The organism is Kribbella sp. NPDC005582, assembly GCF_040605415.1.
In the GTDB taxonomy this organism is placed as follows: Bacteria; Actinomycetota; Actinomycetes; order Propionibacteriales; family Kribbellaceae; genus Kribbella.
The window spans coordinates 1-24,656 of the sequence record NZ_JBEXCU010000005.1; the positions used below are offsets into that span (position 1 = coordinate 1).

28 protein-coding genes and 1 tRNA gene are annotated in these 24,656 nt (G+C 67.5%); 13 read left to right on the forward strand and 16 right to left on the reverse strand.

Annotation, left to right across the window (positions count from 1 at the left end; genetic code table 11):
* Window positions 1–123: 123 nt before the first annotated feature.
* Window positions 124–978 carry an alpha/beta hydrolase-fold protein gene (locus tag ABZS29_RS26420; RefSeq protein WP_355465592.1) on the reverse strand — a complete coding sequence of 285 codons (855 nt, stop codon included), beginning with the start codon at window positions 976–978 and terminating at the stop codon, window positions 124–126.
* Between the two features lie 58 nt (window positions 979–1,036).
* Between ABZS29_RS26420 and ABZS29_RS26425 the strand changes: the two genes are divergently transcribed.
* Window positions 1,037–1,639 (forward strand): TetR/AcrR family transcriptional regulator, encoded by a 603-nt coding sequence (locus ABZS29_RS26425; protein ID WP_355465594.1) that lies wholly within the window; start codon window positions 1,037–1,039, stop codon window positions 1,637–1,639.
* Here the strand turns inward: ABZS29_RS26425 and ABZS29_RS26430 are convergent.
* Together ABZS29_RS26430 and ABZS29_RS26435 are read right to left on the reverse strand one after the other, a co-directional pair.
* Complete coding sequence (locus ABZS29_RS26430) at window positions 1,599–2,816, reverse strand: MFS transporter (protein ID WP_355465596.1); 1,218 nt, start codon at window positions 2,814–2,816, stop codon at window positions 1,599–1,601. The two genes, ABZS29_RS26425 and ABZS29_RS26430, sit on opposite strands and share 41 nt — an antisense overlap.
* Window positions 2,817–2,828: 12 nt before the next feature.
* Window positions 2,829–4,046, reverse strand: a complete 1,218-nt coding sequence (locus tag ABZS29_RS26435) for an MFS transporter (RefSeq protein ID WP_355465598.1) — start codon at window positions 4,044–4,046, stop codon at window positions 2,829–2,831.
* Window positions 4,047–4,276: 230 nt separating this feature from the next.
* Here ABZS29_RS26435 and ABZS29_RS26440 point away from each other — a divergent pair.
* From ABZS29_RS26440 to ABZS29_RS26450, 3 genes are all read left to right on the forward strand, one after another.
* Window positions 4,277–4,365, forward strand: a tRNA-Ser gene (locus ABZS29_RS26440).
* Window positions 4,366–4,455: 90 nt separating this feature from the next.
* The gene (locus tag ABZS29_RS26445) at window positions 4,456–4,920 is read left to right on the forward strand and encodes a DinB family protein (RefSeq protein ID WP_355465600.1); all 465 of its coding nucleotides are present in this window, start codon (window positions 4,456–4,458) and stop codon (window positions 4,918–4,920) included.
* 18 nt (window positions 4,921–4,938) lie between these two features.
* Complete coding sequence (locus ABZS29_RS26450; protein ID WP_355465602.1) at window positions 4,939–5,715, forward strand: aminoglycoside adenylyltransferase domain-containing protein; 777 nt, start codon at window positions 4,939–4,941, stop codon at window positions 5,713–5,715.
* Here ABZS29_RS26450 and ABZS29_RS26455 read toward each other — a convergent pair.
* The 4 genes from ABZS29_RS26455 to ABZS29_RS26470 all read right to left on the reverse strand — a co-directional run bounded on the left by ABZS29_RS26455 (window position 5,677) and on the right by ABZS29_RS26470 (window position 7,960).
* Window positions 5,677–6,204, reverse strand: a complete 528-nt coding sequence (locus tag ABZS29_RS26455) for a GNAT family N-acetyltransferase (protein ID WP_355465604.1) — start codon at window positions 6,202–6,204, stop codon at window positions 5,677–5,679. The two genes, ABZS29_RS26450 and ABZS29_RS26455, sit on opposite strands and share 39 nt — an antisense overlap.
* A 10-nt stretch (window positions 6,205–6,214) precedes the next feature.
* Window positions 6,215–7,255: an anthranilate phosphoribosyltransferase gene (gene trpD, locus ABZS29_RS26460; RefSeq protein WP_355465606.1), complete on the reverse strand. Its 1,041-nt coding sequence runs from the start codon at window positions 7,253–7,255 to the stop codon at window positions 6,215–6,217.
* A 145-nt stretch (window positions 7,256–7,400) separates the two neighbouring features.
* Complete coding sequence (locus ABZS29_RS26465) at window positions 7,401–7,724, reverse strand: glycoside hydrolase family 16 protein (protein WP_355465607.1); 324 nt, start codon at window positions 7,722–7,724, stop codon at window positions 7,401–7,403.
* On the reverse strand, window positions 7,724–7,960 hold the full coding sequence (locus tag ABZS29_RS26470) for a hypothetical protein (RefSeq protein ID WP_355465609.1): 237 nt from the start codon (window positions 7,958–7,960) through the stop codon (window positions 7,724–7,726). Before ABZS29_RS26470 ends, ABZS29_RS26465 begins: the two co-directional genes overlap by 1 nt.
* A 75-nt stretch (window positions 7,961–8,035) precedes the next feature.
* Here ABZS29_RS26470 and sigJ point away from each other — a divergent pair, with 75 nt between their 5' ends.
* Window positions 8,036–8,908: an RNA polymerase sigma factor SigJ gene (gene sigJ, locus ABZS29_RS26475; RefSeq protein WP_355465610.1), complete on the forward strand. Its 873-nt coding sequence runs from the start codon at window positions 8,036–8,038 to the stop codon at window positions 8,906–8,908.
* On the opposite strand, the gene ABZS29_RS26480 is transcribed toward sigJ, so the two are convergent.
* Complete coding sequence (locus ABZS29_RS26480) at window positions 8,892–9,599, reverse strand: aminoglycoside phosphotransferase family protein (protein WP_355465612.1); 708 nt, start codon at window positions 9,597–9,599, stop codon at window positions 8,892–8,894. The two genes, sigJ and ABZS29_RS26480, sit on opposite strands and share 17 nt — an antisense overlap.
* A gap of 85 nt (window positions 9,600–9,684) precedes the next feature.
* Between ABZS29_RS26480 and ABZS29_RS26485 the strand changes: the two genes are divergently transcribed.
* On the forward strand, window positions 9,685–10,962 hold the full coding sequence (locus tag ABZS29_RS26485; protein ID WP_355465614.1) for an FAD-binding oxidoreductase: 1,278 nt from the start codon (window positions 9,685–9,687) through the stop codon (window positions 10,960–10,962).
* Between the two features lie 65 nt (window positions 10,963–11,027).
* Here ABZS29_RS26485 and ABZS29_RS26490 read toward each other — a convergent pair whose 3' ends face one another.
* Window positions 11,028–11,978, reverse strand: coding sequence for an SH3 domain-containing protein (locus tag ABZS29_RS26490; RefSeq protein ID WP_355465616.1), 951 nt, complete (start codon window positions 11,976–11,978; stop codon window positions 11,028–11,030).
* Window positions 11,979–12,141: 163 nt separating this feature from the next.
* Window positions 12,142–12,792 (reverse strand): helix-turn-helix domain-containing protein, encoded by a 651-nt coding sequence (locus tag ABZS29_RS26495; RefSeq protein ID WP_355465617.1) that lies wholly within the window; start codon window positions 12,790–12,792, stop codon window positions 12,142–12,144.
* Between the two features lie 55 nt (window positions 12,793–12,847).
* Here ABZS29_RS26495 and ABZS29_RS26500 point away from each other — a divergent pair, with 55 nt between their 5' ends.
* The gene (locus ABZS29_RS26500) at window positions 12,848–13,360 is read left to right on the forward strand and encodes an ester cyclase (RefSeq protein WP_355465619.1); all 513 of its coding nucleotides are present in this window, start codon (window positions 12,848–12,850) and stop codon (window positions 13,358–13,360) included.
* Between the two features lie 44 nt (window positions 13,361–13,404).
* Entirely contained in the window at window positions 13,405–14,187 is a 783-nt protein-coding gene (locus tag ABZS29_RS26505; protein ID WP_355465620.1) for an enoyl-CoA hydratase/isomerase family protein, read from the forward strand.
* Here ABZS29_RS26505 and ABZS29_RS26510 read toward each other — a convergent pair.
* From ABZS29_RS26510 to ABZS29_RS26520, 3 genes are all read right to left on the reverse strand, one after another.
* Window positions 14,179–14,508: a YciI family protein gene (locus tag ABZS29_RS26510; RefSeq protein WP_355465622.1), complete on the reverse strand. Its 330-nt coding sequence runs from the start codon at window positions 14,506–14,508 to the stop codon at window positions 14,179–14,181. The genes ABZS29_RS26505 and ABZS29_RS26510 overlap by 9 nt on opposite strands.
* Window positions 14,509–14,586: 78 nt before the next feature.
* Window positions 14,587–14,742, reverse strand: a complete 156-nt coding sequence (locus ABZS29_RS26515; RefSeq protein WP_344161454.1) for a DUF6131 family protein — start codon at window positions 14,740–14,742, stop codon at window positions 14,587–14,589.
* 93 nt (window positions 14,743–14,835) lie between these two features.
* Window positions 14,836–16,236: an MFS transporter gene (locus ABZS29_RS26520; RefSeq protein WP_355465624.1), complete on the reverse strand. Its 1,401-nt coding sequence runs from the start codon at window positions 16,234–16,236 to the stop codon at window positions 14,836–14,838.
* Between the two features lie 155 nt (window positions 16,237–16,391).
* On the opposite strand from ABZS29_RS26520, the gene ABZS29_RS26525 reads away from it, so the two are divergent.
* Genes ABZS29_RS26525 through ABZS29_RS26535 form a run of 3 tightly spaced genes read left to right on the forward strand, consistent with a single transcriptional unit; the run spans window position 16,392 to window position 18,689 of the window.
* Window positions 16,392–16,745, forward strand: a complete 354-nt coding sequence (locus tag ABZS29_RS26525) for a YciI family protein (protein ID WP_355466603.1) — start codon at window positions 16,392–16,394, stop codon at window positions 16,743–16,745.
* Window positions 16,742–17,974, forward strand: coding sequence for an RNA polymerase sigma factor (locus tag ABZS29_RS26530; protein ID WP_355465626.1), 1,233 nt, complete (start codon window positions 16,742–16,744; stop codon window positions 17,972–17,974). Before ABZS29_RS26525 ends, ABZS29_RS26530 begins: the two co-directional genes overlap by 4 nt.
* Before the next feature lie 37 nt (window positions 17,975–18,011).
* A complete protein-coding gene (locus tag ABZS29_RS26535; protein WP_355465628.1) occupies window positions 18,012–18,689 on the forward strand; it encodes a hypothetical protein in 678 nt (225 codons plus the stop codon).
* Here ABZS29_RS26535 and ABZS29_RS26540 read toward each other — a convergent pair.
* The 3 genes from ABZS29_RS26540 to ABZS29_RS26550 form a co-directional block, all read right to left on the reverse strand.
* Complete coding sequence (locus ABZS29_RS26540) at window positions 18,686–19,237, reverse strand: DUF4240 domain-containing protein (RefSeq protein ID WP_355465630.1); 552 nt, start codon at window positions 19,235–19,237, stop codon at window positions 18,686–18,688. The two genes, ABZS29_RS26535 and ABZS29_RS26540, sit on opposite strands and share 4 nt — an antisense overlap.
* 44 nt (window positions 19,238–19,281) lie before the next feature.
* Window positions 19,282–20,721, reverse strand: coding sequence for a hypothetical protein (locus ABZS29_RS26545; protein WP_355465632.1), 1,440 nt, complete (start codon window positions 20,719–20,721; stop codon window positions 19,282–19,284).
* Window positions 20,722–20,833: 112 nt separating this feature from the next.
* Complete coding sequence (locus ABZS29_RS26550; RefSeq protein ID WP_355465634.1) at window positions 20,834–21,640, reverse strand: alpha/beta hydrolase; 807 nt, start codon at window positions 21,638–21,640, stop codon at window positions 20,834–20,836.
* A 71-nt stretch (window positions 21,641–21,711) separates the two neighbouring features.
* Between ABZS29_RS26550 and ABZS29_RS26555 the strand changes: the two genes are divergently transcribed.
* Together ABZS29_RS26555 and ABZS29_RS26560 are read left to right on the forward strand one after the other, a co-directional pair.
* Entirely contained in the window at window positions 21,712–22,368 is a 657-nt protein-coding gene (locus tag ABZS29_RS26555) for a TetR/AcrR family transcriptional regulator (protein ID WP_355465636.1), read from the forward strand.
* Between the two features lie 115 nt (window positions 22,369–22,483).
* Window positions 22,484–24,061 (forward strand): DUF222 domain-containing protein, encoded by a 1,578-nt coding sequence (locus ABZS29_RS26560; RefSeq protein WP_355465638.1) that lies wholly within the window; start codon window positions 22,484–22,486, stop codon window positions 24,059–24,061.
* Window positions 24,062–24,656 lie beyond the last annotated feature (595 nt).

Here is a 24,656-nt window from a genome sequence, read left to right on the forward strand (position 1 = left end):
ACCCCGCCGACTCACCGAAGTGTCACCACCAACACCAACGAAAGCGTCACCGATGTCTCAATGTAGAACTGTCACCGATGTCCTGAGACATAACATCCTGACGAGTCAATCGCATCAGGGCGTTCAGCGGGCGCGGCAGGTCCTGAGGTAGCTGAGGAACGAGGCCTGCAGGCCGGTCACATGCGTTTCGTGCAGGATCGCGCTGGTGACGAGTGCGCCGCGAGCGGTCAGTTGGTGCAGGACGGCGGCCGCGTGCTTCGTGAGGGTCTGGTAGACCGCCAGCTCGCCGAGAAGCTCGCGATCGTTGATGGTCAGGTGAAGCTTGGCGGCAGGCAGGCTGTCCCCCAGCTCCGCGAGCCGCGCGAAGATCTGACTGTCTTCACTGACGACACCGGGGCTGCCGGCTCCGATGCTCTCGAAGAGCGTGCTGCCGGTGAGCCAGGTGTAGAGACTGAAGAGCCCGCCGTAGGAGTAGCCGAAGAGGCCGTGACCGCTCGCGGCTGTGCCGTAGTCGCGTTCGATCCGCGGGTGCAGTTCCGTGGTGAGGAAGCCCAGGAACGCATCGGCATGGGTGTCGCGCAGTTCGGCGAGGTAGGCGTCGGATTCCTCGCGCGTCCTCGCGCCCGTTCGAAATCCCGCCTCGACGGCGTCGATGAGTTCCTTGGCGATGGGCTCGCCGGGTGGCACGAGGTCCCGGTTGCGCAGTCGATCCCAGTGCTGTGCGTCTTCGCCCGCATAGCCGACGCTGACCTGGATGTAAGGCTGAATCTGTTGCAGGGGATCTTTCTGGGTGACGATGAGCGGGGCCGTCTGGCCCACGGCCCAGTTGCCGTCGAGTACGTACACGGCCGGCGCTTGTGTCGTGGCGGGGTCGTAGCCCGGTGGCGTGGTGACCCAGATGCCGTAGTCGTGCCCTCCGCTGGACCGCACCTCGAAATAGTCGGTGTCGGCGAGGCAGCCCTGCCACATGGTGTTCATCTGAGGTCCTCCACAACTCGGCGTTGCCCGATTCTTTTCCAATGGATAAACTACCGGAGTGACCCAGTCAAGCACGGCACGTGACGGCGACGCGCGGGAGCGTCTGCTCGCTCGACTCCTCGACGCCTTCGGTGCGGACCTGCCCGCCCCCGACGTTTCGCTGCGGGAGATCGCCGCCAGGACCGGGACCAGTCACGCTCTCCTGCGCTACCACTTCGGGTCACTTCCGGGCGTGCTGGCGGCCATGCTCAAGGCGCAGCGCTCTCGTGACAACGAGGCCCTTGTCGAGGCCGCTCAGCAGGGCACTTTCGACGACCTCGTCGTGGCGATCTGGCGGGCCTACACGCGGCCGGAGCAGCTGTCCCGGGTCCGCGGGTTCTTCCATGTCGTAGGGCTCGCCGCTTACAACCCGGAGCACTTCCGTGAGTTCATCGACTCACTCGACGATCTGACCAAGATGCTGGCTTCCCTCGCGGAACGCGAAGGCCTCGACGCCGACGAGGCGCTCGCTGTGGCGACCGTCACGACTGCCGCGATGCGTGGTCTGCTCTTGCAGGAGGTGTTGACTCCGATGGCTCACCCGGAGGATGTGGTCGCCCTGATCCTGCGTGTGAAACACCTCAATCGACCGGATGTGCCCGCGCACCGAGGGCAGGCGTGACGGCGGCGATGATGCCGGCTGCGACAAGCCCGACCGCGGCGGTCACCAGCCACGGAAGCTCGTGCCGGACCTCGAAGAGCTGGGCGAAGAACGCCGGTGCCAGCACGCTGGCGAAGGTGAATGCGTACTGCCAGTACGACAGGTACTTCCCACGCCCGACGAGCGGCGCAACGCTGGCGGCCAGGGCGTTGTTGGTGGCCGAATGCAGCAGACTCGCAAACGCGTAGACGATCGTGGCGAACACCAGCGCCACCGTCACCCAAGCGGTGGGTAGCTGCGTGAGTGACGCCATCAGCAGGCCCCACGCCGCCCACACCACGCCGGTGATGACCAGCGCCGTCGTACGGCGTCGCTTCTCGGTCTTGCGCACCACAATCGTCTGACCAGTCGCCAGTACGACGGACACTCCGGCCAGGAGCGGACCGATCAGCCACTCCGGGGCAGGTAGCGCGTCGGCGATATACACCGGCAGGCCGACCCCGAGCATCATCATGCAGAGCGCGAGCAAGGTGTTGGCGGCGATCAGGATCAGGTACGGCCTGTCCTTGCGAAGCAGGGGCGCCGGGCCGGTGTCTTCTGTCGACCGCTGATGGTGTGACGGGTGCAGCTGCAACAGGAGCAGACCGGCCAGGCAGAACGTCACCGCGTTCACCGCCATCGCAATCAGGAACGGCGTCGTCCCACCGAGCGCCAGCAGCACACCGGCCGCCAGACCTCCCAGTGCGAACCCGCCGGCCTGCATCATCCCGCCCAGCCCGAACCACCGGTCGCGATCGCCCTCGTCCGCCACATCGGACAACAGAGTGAAGATCGACGACCAGAACACCCGCTGGCCGGCCGTCGTCACCAGTGCGCAGAGAAAGAGCAGCCAGAGCGACCTACCGAAGAAGAAGCCGGCGAAGGCGAGCGCCTGCGCGAACTGCGCACCCACGACGAGGTTCCGCGGGCCCATCCGATCGATCACCAGCCCGACCGCCGCCGGTACCGCGATGGAGAACAGCGTGGCGACGGTCAGCAGCACCCCCGCCGTACCGAGCGGGATGTCCGCCACGCGCACGAAGTACAGGAGTAACAGCGGCCCTGCGCAGCCACCTCCGAACGAGTCGATCGCCAAACCGGCCAGGAGCGGTAGACGCCCGCGGACGTTCGGGAGACCGAGGGAGGTGGCTGAGGGCATGCTCCATCCTTATCAGCGTCGTACTGAAACGTGTCGAAGCGGGCGCCAGGCCACGGCAGTCATCACCACCATGGCGACGAAAGCCACCCCAAATGGAGCCGCCAGCCCAAACCGCTGCGCGAGTACGCCGCCCAGCGCGGAGCCGATCGCCGCACCGCCTACCGAAGCCAACAGATAGACGCTGTTGACCCGACCCATCAAAGCATCAGGCGTCGCCAGCTGCCGCGCTGTGGTCGACACAACGCCCCACACCACCGCATGTACGCCGAACACCGCCATAGTCGCGCCGGCGACCCATGGGCTCCGAGTCAGCGCCAGAACGAGGTGGACCGTCGTCTCAATGATCAGACCGGCGCGCAGGAGCGTCAGTGAGCCCACGCGCGGTTCCAGCAGGTGATAGACCGGCATGCCGAACACGCCGCCGACAGCGCCGACCGCGATCAGCAGTCCGAACTGCGTCTCGGTCAGCCCGAGCCGCTCCCGCGCGTACAGCACCCAGGTCGCGAAGGCCGCACAGAAGGTGATGTTCATGACGAGAATCGAGCAGGCGAGTGTCCGCACGCCCACATGCCCCCACAGCCAGCTCACACCGGCGCGCACCTCGGTCCAGAGCGCCGTACCAGCGGGCTCTGGTGCCGGACGCGCCGTAACGCGTGCGATGAGCGCTGCAGCGGCCAGGAAGGTGACTGCATCAAACACCAGCGGTACGCCGGCGCCAACGGCGAACAGCAACGCACCCAGCGGCGGACCGCCAAGCTGCTGCAGCACCGTCCCCGTTGCGTAGAGGCGAGCATTCGCCTTACCCAGCTGGTCTTTCGGTACGGCGCTGACCAGCAGAGCGCCGGATGCGCTGTCAGCAAGCGTCTCCGCCGTACCGAGCAGGAACAGCGCCACGTAGATCGCCCAGAGCGGCGAGGAACCGACCAGCACCGCAACCCCAAGCGCAGCAAGCACCACCGCGCGAAAGACGTCAGCGGCAACAATCATCACCCGCCGGTCGAACCGATCGGCCAACGCACCACTGAACAACGCGAACAACAACCAAGGCAACTGCTGCACAAACGCCGCAGCACCCACCGCGGCCGGCTCCCTGGTGATCGAAGCCACCAGCAACGGCCCCGCCGCCACCAGCGCCCCATCACCCAGATTCGAAATGACCGCAGCCGGCCAGATCCGCCGAAAATCCGCCCCCAACGCAGCAGGCAGCACACTCTCACGAAGCGAAGGCACTCAGAACTCCCCAGGGCATGACAAAACAACCGGACCAGCCGGCACTCCGCCGGCCAAGAGCCCGATCAGCGCAGAATCAGCCCGCCGACCGGACGGTGACTGCCACGTCCTCGAACAACCCGGACATCAGTGCACCTCCGTCCACCACACCCAGGCGGCCCCTCCGCCCACTCCCTCCGGACCCTACCGCCGCCCCTGCGCTATCCTCAACGCTCGGCGGCAAGCCGCCAGGAGGGTTCGCATAGTGGCCGAGTGCGCTGGTCTTGAAAACCGGTATGGCGGGTGACCGTCATCGTGGGTTCGAATCCCACACCCTCCGCTTGAGTAGCTGGCTCGGCTCGACTCGTGACTGTTTGCCGGAGTGGCAAGGAATCTTGCGGGTCAAAGCTGTGCTCGGCACGGTGGGGAGATGAGCAAGCGCGAGGTGAGGCCGCCGGGTGGTAGGGGTGGGGAGAAGGAGACCCTGGTGGGGTTTCTGGACTACCTGCGGGAGGCGGTGGCTCGGAAGGCTGAGGGGGCGCCGGAGCCGGCTGTGCGTACGGCGGGGGTGCCGTCGGGGACGAGTGTGCTCGGGCTGGTGAAGCATCTGACCGCGGTGGAGCGGCACTACTTCCTTGGGGCTGAGGTGCGGAGTTGGCCGGCCACTATGCGGCCGACTGCCAAGGACACGGTCGAGTCGGTGGTGGCGGCGTACCGGGAGGCGGTGCGGCAGGCGAACGAGGTGATCGCCGGCTACGAGGACCTGACGGCTGATGCGCCGGGGACTGCCTCGACAATGCGGTGGCTGTTGGTGCACATGATTGAGGAGACCGGTCGGCATGCCGGGCATGTGGACATCCTGCGCGAACAAATCGACGGCGCCACTGGGCGGTGACGGGCTAGGGTCGCGGGCATGGTGGCGCATGTAAGCGGACGGGGGCAGTCGTGGGGCGACTGCGATGAGGACGTTCGCGAGTATGTGTTGCGGGCGGCCGAGCTGGTGGACGGCTGGGTCTACGTGCACGGTTCGCTGGCCATGGGGTGCTTCTACAGCGCCACGAGCGACGTGGACCTGCTGATCGTCGTTCCCAACGCGCTGACGCCCACAGAGCGAGAGCGGATCGCCAGAGCCTTCGCCGGTACGGCGGCCACCCGGCCGGTGCCCGGTGACTTCGAGATGTCCGTGCTGACGGTCGAGCAGGCTGCGACGCACGCGCACCCGCGACCGTTCGAGGTGCACTACTCCGCAGCGTGGACAGACGCGATCCTCCGAGGCGAGGTGGACTACTCCGAGCTGCGCGCCGACCCGGATCTGGCTGCGCACATCGCTGTGGTCAGGAAGCGCGGAGTAGCTGTGAGCGGTCCGCCGCCGCACGAGGTGTTTGCGCCGGTGCCGCACGCCGACTACCTGTCCGCCGTACTGGAGGACCTGCACGATGCGATGGCAGGCGAAGCCCTCATCAACTCCCCGTACTACGGAGTGCTCAACGCCTGCCGGGTGCTAGCGATGAGCCCCGGAACCGTGCTCAGCAAGGAGGAAGGTGCCGTTTGGGCGCGAGAACACCTACCAGCAGAACACCAGGCCGTCGTGGAGCAAGCCCTGAGCTGCTACCGCAACGCCGGCCCCGGCCACGAGTGGGACAGTACGGCGCTACTTTCCTTCAGGGACTGGGTTCTGACGCAGGTATGACTCGCGCGTGATGCGGAAGCATCGCGTCGGCGTCGGAACGCCCAAGTACGTGTCGACGCCCTGCTCGCCGGTTTCGGTCATGCCCAGCCGCTGGAGGATGCGGACCGAGGCATGGTTGGTCTCGGCCGCCTCAGCGTCGATCCACTCGAGGCCCAGAGCGCTGAAGCCCTGCTGCAGGCCCAGTCTGGCGACAGTCGTCCCGAGCCCCTGACCCCAGCGGCTTGACGGTCCGACGACGTACCCGAGCTCGCGATGATCCGTTTCGGTGCCGGCCAGGTCGACGTACCCGATCACCTCCTCGCCGCGGACCGCCGCAAGGCGCAGAACCCGCCCGTCCTCGAGGACACGCAGCCAGTGTGCCTCCCGCGCGAACCGGTCCAGATCGACTGTCCACCCAGCGTGCAGGCACAGCTGGCGATCTGCACCCCAGTCCGCGTACGTCGCGATGTCGGTGTGCCGCAACGGGCGCAGGTGCACGGAGCTCTCCACACACCGAAGCCTAGGCGGCTCTCCACTGAGTCCAACGGGCCAGGGTCGCGGCGGTGCGGCCGCTGTCCAGTGCTGCGCGGCACTCGTCCAGACGTGTCGCCAGCTGGTCGAGGAACTTGTCGGGCTGCAGGTCCAACGTGGTCAGGGCGGCCGCAGCGTTCAGCAGTACGACGTCGCGCACCGGACCAGTCTCGCCGTTGACCAGCGCATGCAGGACGCGAGCGTTGCTGGCCGCGTCGCCACCCCGCAGGTCAGGCAACGTAGCTGGCCGCAGACCGAGTCCGCGCGGATCGAAGACCGTCTCGCGCGCAGTGCCGTCGGCCACGAGCCATAGTCGCGAGAACGTCGTTGTGGTGAGCTTGTCCAACCCATCATCGCCCCGAGCAACCAGTGCCGTTTTCCCTTGCTGGCAAAGGGTCTGAGCGATCACCGGCAGCATCTGCGGACTGGCCACCCCCACCAGCTGGTACGACGGATCAGCCGGGTGCAGCAGCGGCGCCAGCACGTTGAACGCAGTCGGTACGCCGAGCTCCCGCCGTACGACGGCTGCGTGGCGCAACGCGGTGTTGAACCGCGGAGCGAACAGATAGGCCAGTCCAACCGAAGCCGCCATCCGACGACCGTCAGCCGCGGTCAGGTCGAGTGGAACGCCCAACTGTTCGACCAAATCAGCGGAGCCACCGGCGGACGAAGAGGCGGCCCGGCCACCGTGTTTGACCACCGTCACCCCGGTCGAGGCAGCCACCACCGCCGCCATAGTGGACACATTGATCGCCCCGGTCCGATCACCACCAGTCCCGACGATGTCGACGAACGGTCCATCAACCAGCACAGGTGTCGCGTGCGAGCGCAGTACGGAGGCCAGCCCGAGCAACTCGTCGGCCGTCTCGCCCTTGGCGCGCAGGGCGATCAGAAAGCCGGAGATCTGCGCTGGGGAGACGTCGCCCAGCACCACCTGGTCCATCGCCCAGCTGGTGTCGGCCGTGGTCAGGTCGGAGCCGTTCAGCAGTGCGGAGATGAGACCGGACCAGGTCCGGAGTGCTGTAGCCATGGGCAGTCCTCGAAGCAGGGGCCGCACCGACGAGGAGACATGACAACGGCCGCCTCGTTGGAGACGGCCGGAGTGATTACACGCGGAAGCAGCCGTCTAGTCGACGGCCCACCACAAACCCGCGCGCACGAACATGCCTGTGATCCTACGCAACGATGTGGTCGACGGTAAACGTCGGCACCAGGTGGTCGTCGTCACCGACGGACCGGTCCGGGAAGTCGAAGACGGCCAGCATCAACTGCATCGGGTACGTCGGCGCACCGGTACACCGGCGAATAATCGACCCGTCGACGCTGAACGCAGCCACGCCATCGGACCACTCCACGGAGTAGGTGTGGAACTCGCGGATGTCGATCGGCAGCCGCACGGCCTCGAAGTCCTCGCTGACCGACGGATCGCGGAAGCTGTGCAGCCCCATGCCGACCGCAGCCGACTCACCAGGCACCACAGCGTCGCCGAACACCTCCATCACACAAATCTCCGCGCACCGCTCCGGCTGGTCCTCCAGTCCGACCATCCAGAGCGCAGGTTTGTGGTCCCCGGCGCACACAGCGGCTGGTCAGTCGGGATGCTGAGCGTCAGGCAGGAGTCACTCAGCGCATAGGTGGCCTTGGTCGCGGCACGGGAGCTCCACTGCGGCAGGTAGTACGGCGACCAGACGGACAGATCGAGGTCGGCGCCGTCGAAGTCGTCTCTGAAAACCATGACTCGAATCCTCGCACCGTGTCACATGATGTGCTTTCGCTTCGTCAGGGTGATGAGCGAGGAGAGGAACAACCTGTGGACGAGCTGGCGCGGAGTTTCGAGGAGCAGCGGGATCACCTGCGTGGGGTGGCGTACCGGATGCTTGGTTCGCGCAGTGAGGCTGAGGACGCTGTGCAGGAGGCGTGGCTACGGCTCAGCCGGTCCGATGTGAGCGAGGTGGCCAATCTGGCCGGCTGGCTGACCACTGTGGTGTCGCGGGTCTGTCTGGACATGCTGCGGAGTCGCAAGTCGCGGCGGGAGGACTCACTCGACACCTTCGTCCCGGACCCGGTCTCGCTGAAGGCTGACACCGGGGCGCCTGAGGACGAGGCGGTTCAGGCGGACGCGGTCGGGCTCGCGCTGCTCGTCGTACTGGAGACGCTGGCGCCGGCCGAGCGGCTGGCGTTCGTGCTGCACGACATGTTCGGGCTGAGCTTCGACGAGGTGGCGGAGATCGTCGGCAAGTCGCCGGCTGCCGCGCGTCAGCTCGCCAGCCGCGCTCGGCGGCGCGTCCAGGGCGCACCGGCCAACGACAGCGACCCGAGTCGCCAGCGCGCGATCGTGGAGGCCTTCATGGCCGCATCGCGCGGCGGTGACTTCGAGGGGCTGCTGGTGCTGCTCGACCCGGATGTCGTGCTGCGCGCCGACGCCGGTGAGATCGAGTCCACCGGTCCCGCCGTGTCGAAGGTCGTCCGCGGCGCGCTGGCTGTCGTCGAACAAGCCCTGATGTTCAGCCGAATGGCGCCGTACACGGAGCTTGCCCTGATCAACGGCGTCCCGGGCATCGTCACCGTCGTCAACGGCCGGGTCCAGGGCGTCATGGCCTTGACGATCACTAACGACAAGATCACCGAACTCCACATCCTCGCCGACCCCGACCGGCTCGCGGACCTCACCGTCGAGCGATGAGTCCGAGCACTCGCTGGGCCTGAGCCTCCGCGGTTCCGGGTGGGTTTCGCGAAGCGCTGGGTCCGCCGGGTCCGATGAGCCCCAGCCAGAACGCCGCCCACAAGGTGCGGGCAGCCAAGAGGCGGTCCGCGTCCACCCGCCAACGGCACACCAGCGGTGCCCAGTCGGTACGGCGGCCGGCCAGGTGCTCGATCAGGTTCGCGAGCTCCAGCGTCCGGTCGCCCAGTCCGGCGTCCTCGAAGTCGACGATGCGGATCCGGGTGCCGTCCCACAGATAGTTCGCGACATTCGGATCGCCGTGCGCGACAACCGGGTCCTCAATCGTCAGCAGCCTGGACCAGTCGAGCTGCGTGCAGGCCGCAGCGGCCGCGCCGATCACGTCATCACGCTCGCGCAGTGCGGCGAGCCCAGCAGTGGTGCGCGCGATCAAGGCACCGACATCGATCGGGTCAAGGACGGGCTCGACCGACCACAGCATGTCCAGCGCGACTCCGAGTGCTGAGACCTGCTCAGGCGTCGCCGGATCAGTGAGCGGCTCACCGGGGACGACAGACATGGTCACCCACAGCGGGCCACGCGACACCGGTGTCGGCACCAGATCCGGCACGACGGCGGCAAGAAGCGTGAGCGCCGCCCACTCACGATCGGGTTCGCCGCGCGGCGCGGACGTGAAGCGCTTGGTGAAGGTCATCAAGAAAAAGTTTGGCGGGGGTGTCAATCTCGGCGGTTCTCCTTCGACGTGTGGGTGAGAGCAAAACGGCGAAGGGGAGCGAGAGATGTCAACGCAGGTTGTGGTGGCGACAGGTCGGGACCTGGTGGCCGGGCTGCTCGGGGCGGGATTCAACGGCGACGTGCGGTTGCCAGGTGAGCCCGAGTACGACGTCCAGCGGCGGGCCGTCGTGCCGTCGGTCGACTCGCGGCCGGTGCTGATCGCCGAAGCGGTCAGCCGGAGTGACGTGCAGGCGGTCGTCCGCGTCGCGCGGGAGTACGGCGTACCGGTGGCTGTGCAGGCGACCGGGCACGGGACGAGGTTGCCGGCCGATGGCGGCATCCTGTTGAAGACCACGCCGATGACGGCGGTGTTCGTGGATCCGGAGCGACGGATCGCCAAGGTGGCGCCAGGTGCGCGCTGGGGCGCGGTGCTGGATGCTGCGCGGCAGTTCGGATTGGCGCCGCTATCAGGATCATCACGCGACGTGGGCGTCACCGGCTACACGCTCGGTGGCGGCGTCGGATGGCTGGCCCGGAAGTACGGGTTCGCGGCCGACAGCGTGATCCGCGCCGAGGTCGTGACCGCGGACGGGCGAGTGGTGACCGCGTCTGCCGAGCAGCACCCGGACCTGTTCTGGGCGATCCGCGGCGGCACCGGCAACTTCGGCATCGTCACGTCGCTCGAGTTCCGGCTGTACCCGGTGCGTCAGGTGCACGCCGGCATCGTCTACTACGGTCTCGACCGTGCCGCCGAGATCCTCCGCCGGTACCGCGACTGGACCGCCACGATCCCGAACGAGCTGAGCACCGCGATCGTCCTGACCCGCATCCCGGGCACCGAGCAGCGCGCGGTCGCGATCAAGGTCCTGTACGCCGGAACCCGCGAACTGGCCGACCACCTGCTGAAGCCGTTGTTCGAGGTCGCCGGGCCGCGACTGGCGGGTGAGCTGACCACGATCGAGTACGCCGATGCGGCGATGGGCGGCACGCCCGCCCGGCATCTGGACTTCCTCGACGAGCTCACCGACGACGTCATCGACGTGCTGGCCAACCTCGAGGACGAGCCGACCATCGAACTCCGGCACTGGAGCGGCGCGATGGCTCACCCCGGTCCGGGCGCGGGACCGGTCGGTCACCGCGAGGCGCGGTTCTCACTGATCATCGGCCGCGAACTCCCGGCTGGGCTACTGGAGCACTCGGGCCGGTCGTTCGTGAACTTCCTCGGCGACCACGGGAACGCCGAATCGGCGTACAGCCCGGCGGATCTGCAGCGGTTGCGGGAGGTCAAGCGTGCCTACGACCCGACGAACTTCTTCCACCTGAACGCGAACATCAAGCCCTGAAAGCCCTGAACAGCACAGCAGCCCGGTCCCTAGGAGGGTGGGACCGGACTGCTGTGGTGGTGAGCTCAGACCGTGCCGGAGTTGCCGTAGACACTCACGTGCACGTGGTCGTAGTGGTTGGCCGTCGTGCCACCACGGTCCTCCATCGCGCGCCAGCCTTCGCTGCTGCGCTGGACGGTCCAGATGTGCTGCTGCCAGATCAGCTGGCTGATCCCGAGCTTCTTGTAGTTCGCGTGCAGGTAGTCCGCGACCTCCTGGCCCTCGGAGCCGCTCACCATGATGTCGAGCGCCCGGCCGGACGAGTGCTCCGAACCGCTGTCGCCCGAGCGGAGACCGCCGTACGACGTGATGTTCGGGAACAGGTTGCAGATCGCCCGGTGCACGCGGATGACGTCCTGCGTGACGCCGGACTCGACCGACGAGCCGGACTTGCAGGCGGCCTGCGAGACGCTGCCGCCGGCGGGCTTGTCGACCGGCTTGGTGGCCGACAGGTACTGCGCCTTGACCCAGCGGGACTTGCCGTTGCTGACGATCTCCGCCCAGGCGCCGTCGATCTTGCCGGTGATCGAGACCTTCGAGCCGCGCTTCAGGACATCCAGCAGGGCGCCGGTCAGCGGGACCGTCCACACGTTCAGATCCGTGGTGGTGAACTTCGAGCCGATGATCTTCGGCGGCAGGGCGGCCGCGGCGCGAGTCTTGGTCGAGCTCGGCTTCGGGATCGGCGCCTGCTTCTTGAGGTGCTTGGGCGCCGGGGCCGCGGAGGGCTTCGGGGTGTTCAGGTTCAGCGAGGGGCGCAGCGCGTCCCGGCTGGTGGCGACGTCGCGCGACAGCTGCAGGGACGAGCTGGCGAGCGGGATGTCCACCTTGACGTCGTGCTGACCAGGCAGCGCGGCGGCCGAACCTGTCGCCACCAGTGCCACTGCTGCGCCGGGAATCGCCACCTTGACGAGGCCAGGGCCGATCAGCTTCGGGCGCGGTTGACGGTGCCGCGCCTGTCTATGCCGTCCTTCAGTCATTCCGTTGAACCCAATCTGCCGAGACCAAAACGTTATCGACCGGAGGAGTCAAGCACAGATCCGCGAAAGGTTCGCAATCGACCGGCGTTTTTAACGCATTGCGAACATCCGGAGCGGGTGTCGAGCGTGATCTGACCGCTATCCGGATGTAACCGGCCCGAGATCAAGCGCTTGGGTCGGGTAACAGGCTTCCGGTCAGGCCGGTGACGACGAACTGTCCGTAGCGCCGGGGTGACCATCCGCGGATCACGACCAGTAGTTCGTAGAGCTCGACCGAGATGTAGGTCCACAGAATGTCCGCGACCTCCGCGACCTCCAGGCCGGGTCGCAGGTCGCCGGTCTCGACGAGGTGCCCGGCGAGCGCGGTCATCCCGGCCAACCGCTCGTCGAGCAGCGTCTGCCAGGTCTCCTGCAGGGTCTCGTCACTATGCCTGCCGTCCCGGATCATGATCTGCACCCGGGCCGACCGCTCGGCCCGCTCGACCATTCCCTCGACGTACAGCTCCAGTTTCCGGCGAACGTCGGGCTCGGCCCGGACGCTCCGGGCCTGCGGACGCTCGGCGACCGGGATCGGATCGTCGTCGCCGGCGATCACCTGGTCGAAGACCGCCTTCGCCAGCGCCGCCTTCGTTCCGAATCCCTTGTAGATGCTCTCCGGTGAGACGCCTGCCCGCCGGGCGACGGCCGCGATCGTGGTCGCCTGGAAGCCGTCGGTCTCGAAGAGCTCGCGGGCCGCGGCCACGACGGTACGGCGACGCTGCCGCGCCTGCTCGCGCCGCCCGGACGCGTCGTACTGCCGCTTGACTTCCGCCATGTGCCGTCCCATTCTTTTGAGTACAGTCACACTGTATCTGAATTGAGGGGAACTCATGACCACTACGACGCCGACGGCTGTTGCCGTCGGCTCCATCCAGATCATGGCCGACGGTGAGTTCGCCGACTTCGAGCGGTTCGTGCACCCGGAGGCGGTCAACCGCGAGGACGTCGTCGGCCCGCCGGAGGGGCGGACGACCGGACCCGCCGCGTTCTACGCGACGGCACTCTGGTTGCGGGCCGCCTTCGCCGATCTCGCCTACGACATCCATCACGTGGTCGCCGACGGTGATCTCGTGACGGTCAACTCGACGATGAACGGTCGGCACGTCGCGCCGTTCGCGCTCTACACGCCGGCCGGGGAGGTCGACACCGTGTTCCCGCCCACCGGCGGGACGTTCGCGGCGAGTCAGTCGCACTGGTTCCGGATCAAGGACGGGCAGGTCGTCGACCACTGGGCCAACCGGGACGACCTCGGCCAGGCCAAACAACTGGGCTGGGTGCCGCCGAGTCCGCTGTATCTGATCAGAATGGCGCGGGCCAAGGCGCGGCTGAAGCGCGCGATGTGATCCAGCTGGCGGCGCGGAGGGGAGGTCGCTGGTTGACTGCGGGCATGGACGAGCTGGGGTTCCGGATCCAGGACGGTGTGGTGGCCCGGCTGGTGATCGATCGGGTGCCGAAGCGCAATGCGCTGACGCGGGCGATGTGGGAGGCGCTGCCAGGCCTGCTGGCCGAGCTGGCCGCGAACGACGAGGTCAAGGTGCTCGTCGTGACCGGCGCCGGGCCGAGCTTCTCCGCCGGTGCGGATATCGGCGAGCTGATTTCTGGGGCGGACCCAGCGGATCCGATGGCTGAGCTACGGGCGTTCAACTTGCGCGCGCAGGCGGCGCTGCGCGAGTTTCCGAAGCCGACGATCGCGATGATCCGCGGCCACTGCATCGGCGGCGGGCTCGAGATCGCGGTCAACTGCGACTTCCGGTTCGCTGCGCACGGTTCGACGTACGGCGTGACGCCGGCGCGGATCGGCGTCGTGTACCCGCCGGCGGCGGTCCGGGTGCTGCTCGACCTGGTCGGTCCGGCGACGACGAAGTACCTGCTCTTCAGTGGTGAACTGCTGACCGCGGAACAGGCCGAGCTCAAAGGCCTCGTCGATCGCGTGGTCGGTGAGATCGATCTGGAGTCGGAGGTCGACGAGTTCGCGGCCACGCTGGTGTCGCGATCGCAGCTGACGATCCGGTCGGCGAAGGAGACCGTGAACGCGTTGCTGGCCGAGGCGGATGCGGACACCGCCGCGTCGGCGCGCTATCAGGAGACGATCGCGAGCGGTGAGCTCGCGGAGGGAATCAAAGCCTTTGGGGAGAGGCGCTCGCCCAGCTTCCCCTGGCACTCAGGATGAGAGCAGCGTCCCGCGGAGCTCCACTCGATCGCCCACCGCGGCCGAGACCTGTGCCGCAATCGCGTGCGCGCGCTCGTCGTCGGCCGCATCGATGAGCAGGAATCCGGCCAGCTGCGCATCGCTCTTGCGTAGCGGAGCGTCCGTTACCGCCTGCTGACCGTTGCGGATCTGGACGATCCGGCCGCCGGCAGGCGGTTGCAAACCTTCTGAGCCGACCAGCTCGCCGCTCGCCGTCAGCTCGGCCTGCACTGCGGCAAGCGCGGGCGGCGGCTCGAGCCAAGGCTGGTCGTTGCCGCGAAAGATCATCACTACGTACTTCATGACGACACCGTAACCACCGGCGCCGACAGAAACCCCGCGGGCCGAAGCGGCCCGCGGGGTCTGTGTTCTGCTGCGGCTTTAGTACCAGTGCCGGCGTCCACCGACCGCCCGGCCGGTCGACCCGAGCAGGAACAACACTGCCCCGACTACGAGCAGCACGATGCCGATCGTCCACAGGATCGAGATCTTCAGCAAGAACCCGAGCAACAACAGAATCAAACCGAGGATAAGCATTGAGCCTCCTTACAGGAGCCGCCAGGCGGATGAACGGCGGCCGCACACCAAGTGCCCACTGCTCAGAACCGCAATCTCCAACGACCGTTTTAACTATCCAACGGGTTGAAGCGCTTGTTCTGAACCAGTACGCCGGTTGCTGAGCAACAGACCGCACCCAGCCAGTCCGAGCGCGATGCACAGCCACACCGCGCTGAACGCGACCCGGTAGCCGTGCGTCAATGCGGCCGGCGTGACTCCCGACGTACTGGCTGTTGCTACTGCGGCCAGCGCGGCGACTCCGATCGCTCCGCCGATCTGGAAGCTCGCGTTCTGTAGACCGGAGGCAACGCCGGAGTCTGCGCTGTCGATGTCGCTCAACGACACGATCGAGCCGGCCACAGTGCCTGCGCCCAGTCCGGCGCCGAAAATCAGTAGTCCCCAGAAGGCGAGCTCGAAGTAGCCAGAAGTGACAGTCAGCTGAGTCATGACTGTTGTGCCGGCTCCGCCGAGCAGGAGACCGAACACCGCGACCAGACGGGGTCCGATCCGCGTGACGAGATGCTGGCCGACCATGGAGCCGCAGACCGCAGTGAGAGCCAGTACGGCGGACATCAGGCCGTAGCGAACCGCCGACGTACCGAGTGCGAGCTGTGCGTACTGCGTGTAGGTGTAGTTCAGCCCGAACGCCGACAGGCCCCAGCCGATAGTGATGAGGTTGCCGCCGGCTACGGACCGGGAGCGGAAGATCCGCAGCGGTACAAGCGGTGCGGCAGACCGGCGCTCCACCACCACGAACAGCCCGAACAGTGCAGCCGACAGCACCAGCAGCGCCACAGTGCTCGTCCACGTCGACTCGGGTGCTTGCACAACGGCGTACACGAGAGCGATCAGTGCTGCGGTCACTGTGACGGCCCCAGCGACGTCGAAGCCGCGCCGTCCCGGACCGCGGCTGTCCAGGAGCAGCTTCGGAGCCAGTACGACGACCAGCAGGCAGATCGGCACGTTGATGAAGAAGATCCACTGCCAGCCGAGCCCGTCGGTGACCGGGCCGCCGATGAGCGAGCCCGCCGTACCGCCGACGCCACTGGTCGCGCCCCAGATCCCCAGGGCCTTGTTGCGATCGGCACCGTTCGGGAACGTCGTCATGACGATCGAGAGCGCACTCGGCGCCAGTACGGCGGCGGCCGCGCCCTGCATCCCGCGCGCGACGACCAGCGCGTCACCGCTCCACGCCAGTCCGCACAGCAGCGATGAGGCGCCGAAGAGAAGCAGTCCTGCGATCAGAACGCGACGGCGGCCCAGGAGGTCGGAGATGCGGCCGCCGAGCAGCAACAGCCCACCGAACATCAGTGCGTAGCCACTGGGCACCCACTGCACGCCGCCGGTCGAGAAGGTCAGTTCCCGCTCGATGGACGGCACGGCGACCAGCACGATCGAGGCGTCCAGGATGATCATGAAGCCGGTGAGACACAGCAGCGCCAGTGCGAACCAGCGCTTGGAATCGGAAACCATGATGACTGCTCCAGTCCGAGGGGAAATGCGTCTGTCGGCAGAGACGTCGGAACTAGGCAGACTCGATCGACATCGACTTGTCGAACACGGTGAGTGGGCTACGACGTACTTGGTGAGACGGTCTCGTGAGCTGAAGGATGGTGCCCGTGAAGTACATGCTGATGATCTACAGCAGCCCGGAGAGCTGGGCCGGGCTGTCTGCCGAGCAACGCGACGGACTGGCCCGTGCGCACAGTGAGCTTGCGCGCGAACTGACTGACCAGGGCCTTCTGGTCAGCGCTGCCGGTCTGGCCGACCCGATCACCAGTCGGACGGTGTCGGTGCGTGATGAGGCCACCACGACCACCGACGGCCCGTACGCCGAAGCGAAGGAGCATCTGGCCGGCTTCTACGTGGTGGAGTGCGAGAGCATCGATCAAGCGATCGGCTACGCGGCGCGGATGCCGGACGCGGAGTACGTCGCGGTGGAAGTGCGTCCGGTGATGGAAGCGTCGGGGATGGAGATGTGAAGGACTTCGAACTGCTCCTGCGCGAGCAAACGCCGCAGGTGCTGAGTGCGCTGGTGCGGCACTACGGCCACTTCGACCTGGCCGAGGAGGCTGTGCAGGAAGCACTGCTGGCCGCCGCACAGCAGTGGCCGACCGAAGGCGTGCCCGACAATCCCCGTGGCTGGCTGATCCGGGTCGGCTCGCGTCGGCTGATGGACCTGCTGCGCAGCGAATCGGCCCGGCGCAAGCGTGAGGAGAACGCGGCGCAGCTCGCCACCCCGGAGGAGTTTGTTGCCGCAGGCCCCGATATTGACGACGCGGGTGGTCAGGACGACACACTGACGCTGTTGTTCCTGTGCTGTCATCCGGCGCTGTCGCCGGCATCGCAGATCGCGCTCACCCTGCGCGCTGTGGGCGGTCTGACCACCGCACAGATCGCAGCGGCGTTTCTGGTGCCGGAGTCGACCATGGCGCAACGCATCAGCCGGGCGAAGCGTGGCATCAAGCAGGCCGGCAGCACGTTCGAGTTGCCGCCCGAGGCAGAGCGGTCCGAGCGGATGAGCGCCGTACTGCATGTTCTCTACTTGATCTTCAACGAGGGCTACACAGCCTCCTCCGGTACGGCGTTGCACAGTGCCGAGCTGACCGGTGAGGCCATCCGACTGGTGCGCGCGGTGCGGAGGCTGCTGCCGGATGACGGTGAAGTGGCTGGGCTGCTGGCGCTGATGCTGCTCACCGACGCGCGCCGAACCGCTCGGACGACCAGCGACGGCGCACTGATTCCGCTGGGCGAACAGGACCGGTCGAAGTGGAACAAGCAGGCAATCGTCGAAGGTGAGGCGCTGGTGTCGCAGGCACTCACCCACTCGCAGATTGGGCCGTACCAGGTGCAGGCCGCGATCGCTGCGGTCCATGACACCGCCGAGCGTGCCGAGGACACGGACTGGCGCCAGATCGTCGCCCTGTACGACGTACTCGAGCAGTTGGTCGACAACCCGATGGTGAAGCTCAACCACGCGGTGGCAGTCGGTATGGCGGTCGGTCCGAAGGAAGGGCTCGCCGTACTCGAGCCATTGGAGGCGGACGGCCGGATCACCGAGCACCACCGGCTGGAGGCAGTGCGCGCGCACCTGCTCGAGATGGCCGGTGAGTCCGCGGCTGCACGGGAGAGCTACCTGCTCGCAGCCCGCCGTACGACGAGTGTGCCGGAGCGGGACTACTTGCAGTCCAAGGCGGACCGGCTGAGCTGAAGTCGCGATAGGACTTCAGATGTGGTCAAGTTGAGGTGTGGACCTCACCAGGGCGTCACTCCTGCGGGAGATGCTGACCGGGACCGAGCTGGGCACCCAGACCCGCAGTTTCGGCCACTCACTCCGCCGGTACACAACGCGCACCGGTGGTCTGATGCTGTTCGGCCCGGTCGACGAGGAGCCGTGGCACCTGACCGCGCACCTGGACGACGAACTGCACCGGGCCGGCGTAGAGAGCATCCGCCCGTCCCTCGTGCGCTGGGCGCCGCCACCCGACGCACCGCCGCATCTCGCCATCGGACTCGACCGCCTGCGCGACGCGGGCCGTGGTGAGTCTCTGCTGGTCGTCGCCGAGGACGACCCCGCCGACACCCTGCTCGAACGGATCAGCGACGTACGACGCCGTGGTACGACGATCTTCAGCATCGGCAACGGTGACAAGGAGCTGACGTCCCTCAGCCACGAGGTGCTCACTCCGGAGCTCCTGGTGCCGGACGGCTTCGGTTGGAGCAGCCGACCGATCAGCTTCGACCACGACGAACCGGCGTACGAACCGCAGCCCACCGCAACCGACCTGGACTCCCAGGTCGCCGAAGGCTTCGAGATGGCGCAGCACCTGGTCAGCCTCGCCGCAGCCGACGAGGAAGCCGGCCAACCGGCTTGGCGCCGCCGCCTCCGTACGGCGATCGAGCGCCTCGGCGGCGAGCCCGCCTAACCCGCGAGGTACAGCGCCGCCAGCCGCGGCAGGTGGTCGTGGAGGTCGTCCTCGTCGTCGAAGTCGATCTCCGCACCCGCCGGCAGATCCGGAGTGTCCGGCGCCTCCGCCTCGACCGCCTTCCAGTACGCCGCCTCGTCGCCGGTCACGTTCTTGTACGCGTGACTGCCGACGTGCAGCATCCCCTCGCCGTCGAACCCCTCGAACCCGTCCGGCTGATCCTCGTCCACCACATCGGCCAGCGAATCCGGGTCGACCAGCGCCGCCTCCCAGATCTCCCGCCCCTGCGCGATCAGCCAGCCCCGGAACGAGTCGAACCCGTCCTCCGAGGCCCCCGAGTTGATCAGGTACGCCGCCGCCCACAGGTCCCACCGGTAAGACTCGACCTGCAACCGCGCGAGCTCGATCCCGAACTCCGCGATCTCCTCGGCCGCCAGCCCACCCAGCTCCCGCCGCAGCGCGTCCGCAACCCCGTCCGGGTCCGCGACGGTGTCGTCCACCGTTGCGCGCGCACCCTCCACAACTTTCCAGAACCCGTCCCTGTCCACCCTCAAAGCCTCTCAAAACCCCAGCCCCTTGGGGAGGGGTGAATTCAAACAAGCGTGGTGGTTTCAGGGACGGCCTCGGGCACGGGTGTCTCCGGTGATGCCGGTTCGCTGAGGTCGGGATGGACTGCCGGCTGTGGCGGCGGGGGCGCCTCCGACTCGGCGCCGTCCTGTGACGACAGTGCCGTCGAGGTGAGCGACACCGGCTCCGCCGGGTGCTCAGGGGCCTCGCGTAGACGTGGCGGCGTCGCCGTCCAGGCGCGAAGATCCTGGACGATGTCACCGTAGAAGGTGTTGATCGCCGCCTCGACCGAATCGATGAACGAACCACGCCCGCGTCCGCGCTTGGATCCGAGCGGCAGCGCCAACGCGATCCTGAACGAGCGCAGCTCCTTCTTCGGGTCGTCGATGAGCAGGCCTGGTTGCTCGCGCACACTGCGCAGGAGTTCCGCCGTACCGGCGCCGCGGGCGTGCATGACGAATGCCTCGATCCGCGTCGTGTCGGGTGCATGGCGCAACTGGCGGAGCAGCCAGTTCACGCGCGTTGTCGCCCGCCCGTCACGCGGTGCGGCGATGTCCACATGGCAGACGACCTGCCCTGCGCGGAGGTCCGCCGTAACGGACAGCGGGCCGACGGCGTTCGGGATGTTGATCGCGCCCTGCAGCGTGCCGGTCGTACACATCGACTGCACGAGAGCCTGTGAGCGAAGGGCCGGTTCCGCGAGCTCCTTTCGGCTCAAGGCCGGTGTGACGTCGTCGCCCAGCTTTCTGCCGAGCTGGAGGCTGACATAGCGGAGCAGAGCATCGAAGCGTGCGGCCACTTCCGGAGCGCATTTGTCGCCGGCCCGCAAGGTCCCCGCAGCGACAGCCTCTCTGGTCGCCACCCAGGACGAGCCCATGTCGTCGAACTGCAGTGCCCCTGACCGGGGATGCTCGAGGTACCGAATGAGCTCCCCGAGAATCCAGGCCTGATCCGGATCCGCGACGCCACGATGTTCTTTCTGAAGCACCGCTTCGGCCAGCACCATCGACCAGGACCAGTGGTGCAGGGCAACGCGCTTGAGTTTCCGTTTGTCGACCTTGGTCGGATGGAGACCGGCGATTGCCGGGATCTCGTTGGAAACCGTGACCACCGCGTCGAACTCCTGCTCTCGAGCGATATCGAGATAGGCCTCCAACTGTTCCGCGTTCAGCTCGTTGACACCGGTCTTGACCTCGACGAGCGCCGTCCATTCCTTCTGACCGCGGCGAGCCCGGAGCAGTCCGTCCGGGTAGAGGCGGCGCTCGCCCAATTGGAACGGCACCTCGATGTAGGTCTCCAACTGCCCCGCCGGTGCGCCCAGCGGCTGGGTCAGCACCCGTCCGAACTCGCGGACCGACGACATCACCGCGAGCAGCGCCGATGTCGCCCGGCGCTCCTGCTCGTCAGCTCCGTTGATCCCGGAGGTGGGAATCAGGCGTGCCTGATGCCAACTCTCTTCTGCCATTTTCTTTCCCCCACGGGCTTTGCCCGGCAGACCCCCCACAGGCCCGCATCACCGTGATCGCCCGTTGAGCTCGGCACCCTACGCCGTTCGTCACGCTAAGTGAAGACGCCGATCAATTTCCATTCGTCGCGAATTCACGCAAGGTCTTGGCGAGTACGTCGGGGGTGGTGCTGTGGTCGGCGCCGGGGACGGGCTTGAGGGTAGCGGTGGGGAGGTGGGCGGCGACGGCTTCGGCGCCGGAGACGAGGGCGGGCCAGGTCTGGTCGCCGTGGAGGACGAGGACGGGGACGTCGATGGCTGCCCAGCGGTCGGCGGGGAGGGGGTTGCCGGACATGGTGGTGCCCATGATGCGGCCGTCGTAGGAGATGGTGTGGGCGACGTCGACGACGGGCTGGAAGTACGGCGACTGGCGCATGCCGGCGACCATGTCGGGGGTGAGGCCGACGGCGGCGGTCATGAAGAGTTCGGCGGCGAGGTCGGGGTGGCCGGCGGCGATGTGGGCCTCGAGCTGCTCGACGTAGTCGGCGGGCAGGGGCGGGCGGCTGTCGTCGACGACGACCGGAGGCTCGAAGGCGACGACCTGGGTGATCGGGAGGCCGGCGGCCGCGGCGTCCAGGGCCAGGAGTGAGCCGGACGACCAGCCGAAGACGATCGCGGGCTCACCGGCGTCCTCGATCAGGGCGGCGATGTCCTCGATCTCGCGCTGGACGTCGTACGGCGCGGTGTCGCCGCTCTCGCCGCGGCCCCGGCGGTCGTAGACGTAGGTGCGGAACTGGTCGCTCAGCAGTTCGGCGGCCTGGGCGTTGAGCGGGTTCACGGCCCGGTGGGCGGTGGCGCCGTCGACGATGATCAGCGGCCGGCCTTCGCCGTACACGTCGTAGCTGATGGTGGTGCCGTCCGCGGACTTCACGGTGCTCATGCTGGTTCTCCTCAGGGGATTCGTTCGGAACTAGACCGTACAGTACCCGGCAGGAAACTAGACTGTCCAGTATGATTTCTGCCATGGAGCCGAATCCCGAAGGCCGTACCGCCACCAAGCGCCGCGCGATCCACGCGGCCGCCACCGAGGTGTTCCTCCAGCACGGCTACCTCGGCGCGAGCATGGACGAGGTCGCGGCCAAGGCCGGCGTCTCCAAACAGACCGTCTACAAGCAGTTCGAGAACAAGGAGCGCCTGTTCGCCGAGATCGTCCTCGGCACCAACGAGCAGCTCGCCGACAACTTGGCCAAGGCGTACGCGGAGACCCTCGACGGCGCCACCGACGCCCGCGAAGCCCTGCTTGCGCTCGCCTACCGGCTGCTCGAGAGTCTGACCTCGGACGGAATCCTGCAGCTCCGCCGACTCGTCATCGCCGAAGCCGACCGCTTCCCCGAGGTCTGCGGCGCCTGGTTCACCACCGGTTTCGAGAAGTCCCTGGAGGCGCTCGGGGAGGCCCTCACCCGCCTCACCGACCGCGACCTGCTCCGCAAGCTCGACGACCCCACCCTCGTCGCCTACCAGTTCGCCGGCCTGGTCATGTACAAGCCGATGAATCGCGCCATGTTCGCCGGCACCCGCCAGCGCCCCAAACCCGGCGAACTCGAAACCCTCGCCACCCGAGCCGTCGACGTCTTCCTGGCCTCGTACGGCGTTCAGGACGCTCGATAAGCTCGGTGTGGGCAGGTTGAGTGCGCAACCAGCCCCCGCAATTGCCCACAGATCCTTTGTATATAAGGGGTTCTGAGCTCGGAAACTGTCGGTGGCCGTGTCTAGGGTGTTGGGTATGGAGATCGTGGCGATGCCCCCGGTGTGGTCGCAGAGCGGCAGCGAACTGCTGTCCACTCTCGACACCCTCAAGGCCGCCGCTGCGCTGCTCAAAACCTACGAACTCCAGCTCATCGGCCGCCTCGACGAAATGGGCACCGCCCAAGAACTAGGTGCCCGCGACACCGTCGAGCTGGTCTCACTGCGCTACCGCCTCGACCGGGCCGAGGTCCGCAAAGACCTCACCTTCGCCGGGTGCCTGCACAAGTACCCCGCCGTCACCGCCGCCCTGCCCGACCCTGGTGACCCTTCCCGTCCCGCGGTCCTGTCTCCCGAGCAGGCCAAGGTCATCGTCACGACGTTGGAGAAGGCACCGGCGAGTGTCCCGGTCGAGGTGCTGACCGTCGCCGAAGAACAAATGGTCGAAGCCTCCCGCGTCGCCAACCCCCGCGAGCTCACCCGCTTCGCCCACAAAGTCCTCGCCACGCTGGACACCGACGGCCCCGAACCCGCCGAAGACGAGGCCTGCGCCAAAGAATCCCTGCGGCTGCGCCGATCCGACGGCGGCGTGAAGTTCACCGGGTTCCTGGCCGGTGACAGCGCCGAGTTGTTCGAGACCCAGATCCACAAGCTCTCCAAGCCGCACAAGACGATCGATGGTGAGCTGGATCCGCGGCCCCGCGACAAGCGCCAAGCCGACGCGCTGAGGACGATCCTCGACGCGGCGGCCGGCAACCCCGACCACCCCGGCGTCCCGCATGTGACCGTCACCATCGACTACAACGACCTCAAAACCGCCCTCGATGCCGGCCTGAACGGTTTCGGTACCGCGACGGCCGGACCTGGCGCATCGGATGGACCTGGTGCGGGTGGACCTGCTCCGGTGAGTGGACCTGGCGCGGTGCGCGGATCTCGCGCGGAGTGTGGACCTGCTGCTGCGGGTAGGCCTGCTGCGGGGGGTGGATCTAGTGGTGTGGGTGAGTTGGTGTTCGGCGGCAACCTGTCCGCCGCCGCCGTCCGCCTGATGGCCTGCGACGCGGCGGTCCTGCCGATCGTGCTCGGCAGCGACTCCCAACCCCTCGACGTCGGCACCGAACAACGCTTCGTCAACCGCTACCTCCGCCGAGCCCTCAACAAACGCGACAAAGGCTGCGTGGTCTGCAAAGCACCACCCTGGATGTGCCACGCCCACCACCTCATCCACTGGGCCGACGGCGGACCCACCAGCCTGAACAACCTCGCCCTGCTCTGCGCCCTCCACCACCGCGCCGTCCACACCGGCCAATGGACCATCACCATCACCGAAGGCATCGTCCACGTCACCCGCCCCACCTGGGCCGACCCACCCCCAACCGACCCCACCACCCTCGCCAACCTCATCACCTGGAACACGCCCGCCCGGAGTACTGGCGCTGGCCGGGCGGGTGTAGCTAGCGATCCGACTCGTGAGCAGCCGGAACGGCTCCCCGCCGCGAGCACCGTCTCTAACCCGACACTCGCCGCTGCCCGCGAAGCCCTCCGAACCAGGCTGACCTCATTGGTCCCCACCCACTCGGACCCATGGGCTACCAAGGCCACCTCAGCAGCCAGACCGTAAGCCCAGTCTCTGCCAACACCAGAACCTGTCAGCCGACCAGGCTGGCAAGCAGGCTTTGCGCCAACACCACGGCTCGTCGCCCGGCCATGCGGCTGGCAAGCGACTCTGCACCCTGCGCGGCGTGCCGGTCGCCCAGTGGCTGGCAGCGGCATGCCCGCCTCTGCGAGGCCGCCCCGACGGGGAGGGCCCGGCCATGACCCGTACCCCGGAGGCGTGCTCGTTTGCGGTGATCGAGCTCGCCCCCAGCCCGTGCGACCTAGCTCCTCGCGCTGGTGAGAATTGCGCTGTCTCTCGACGGGGGCTGGCCGGGGCCGGCTTCTCGGACCGGTGTCGATGACGGTGGCTTCCGGACGGAGTGGGCGGGGTTGGCTCGTCGTGGTGGTGTGGATAGGGGCGGCATCCCGGACGGACTGGCCGGGGTTGGATCGTCGCGCTGGGTTGGGTTGGGTGGCTTCGCCGAACGGGGCGGGATGACGGGGCTGGCCTATCGCGCCTGGGACGGCAGGATCGGGCGCGCCGGAGCAGCAGGCTCGGGAACGGCGGTTCCGTCGGACAGCGGCGGTGGCCCCAGCCAGGAGGCCCCAGCCAGGAGGCA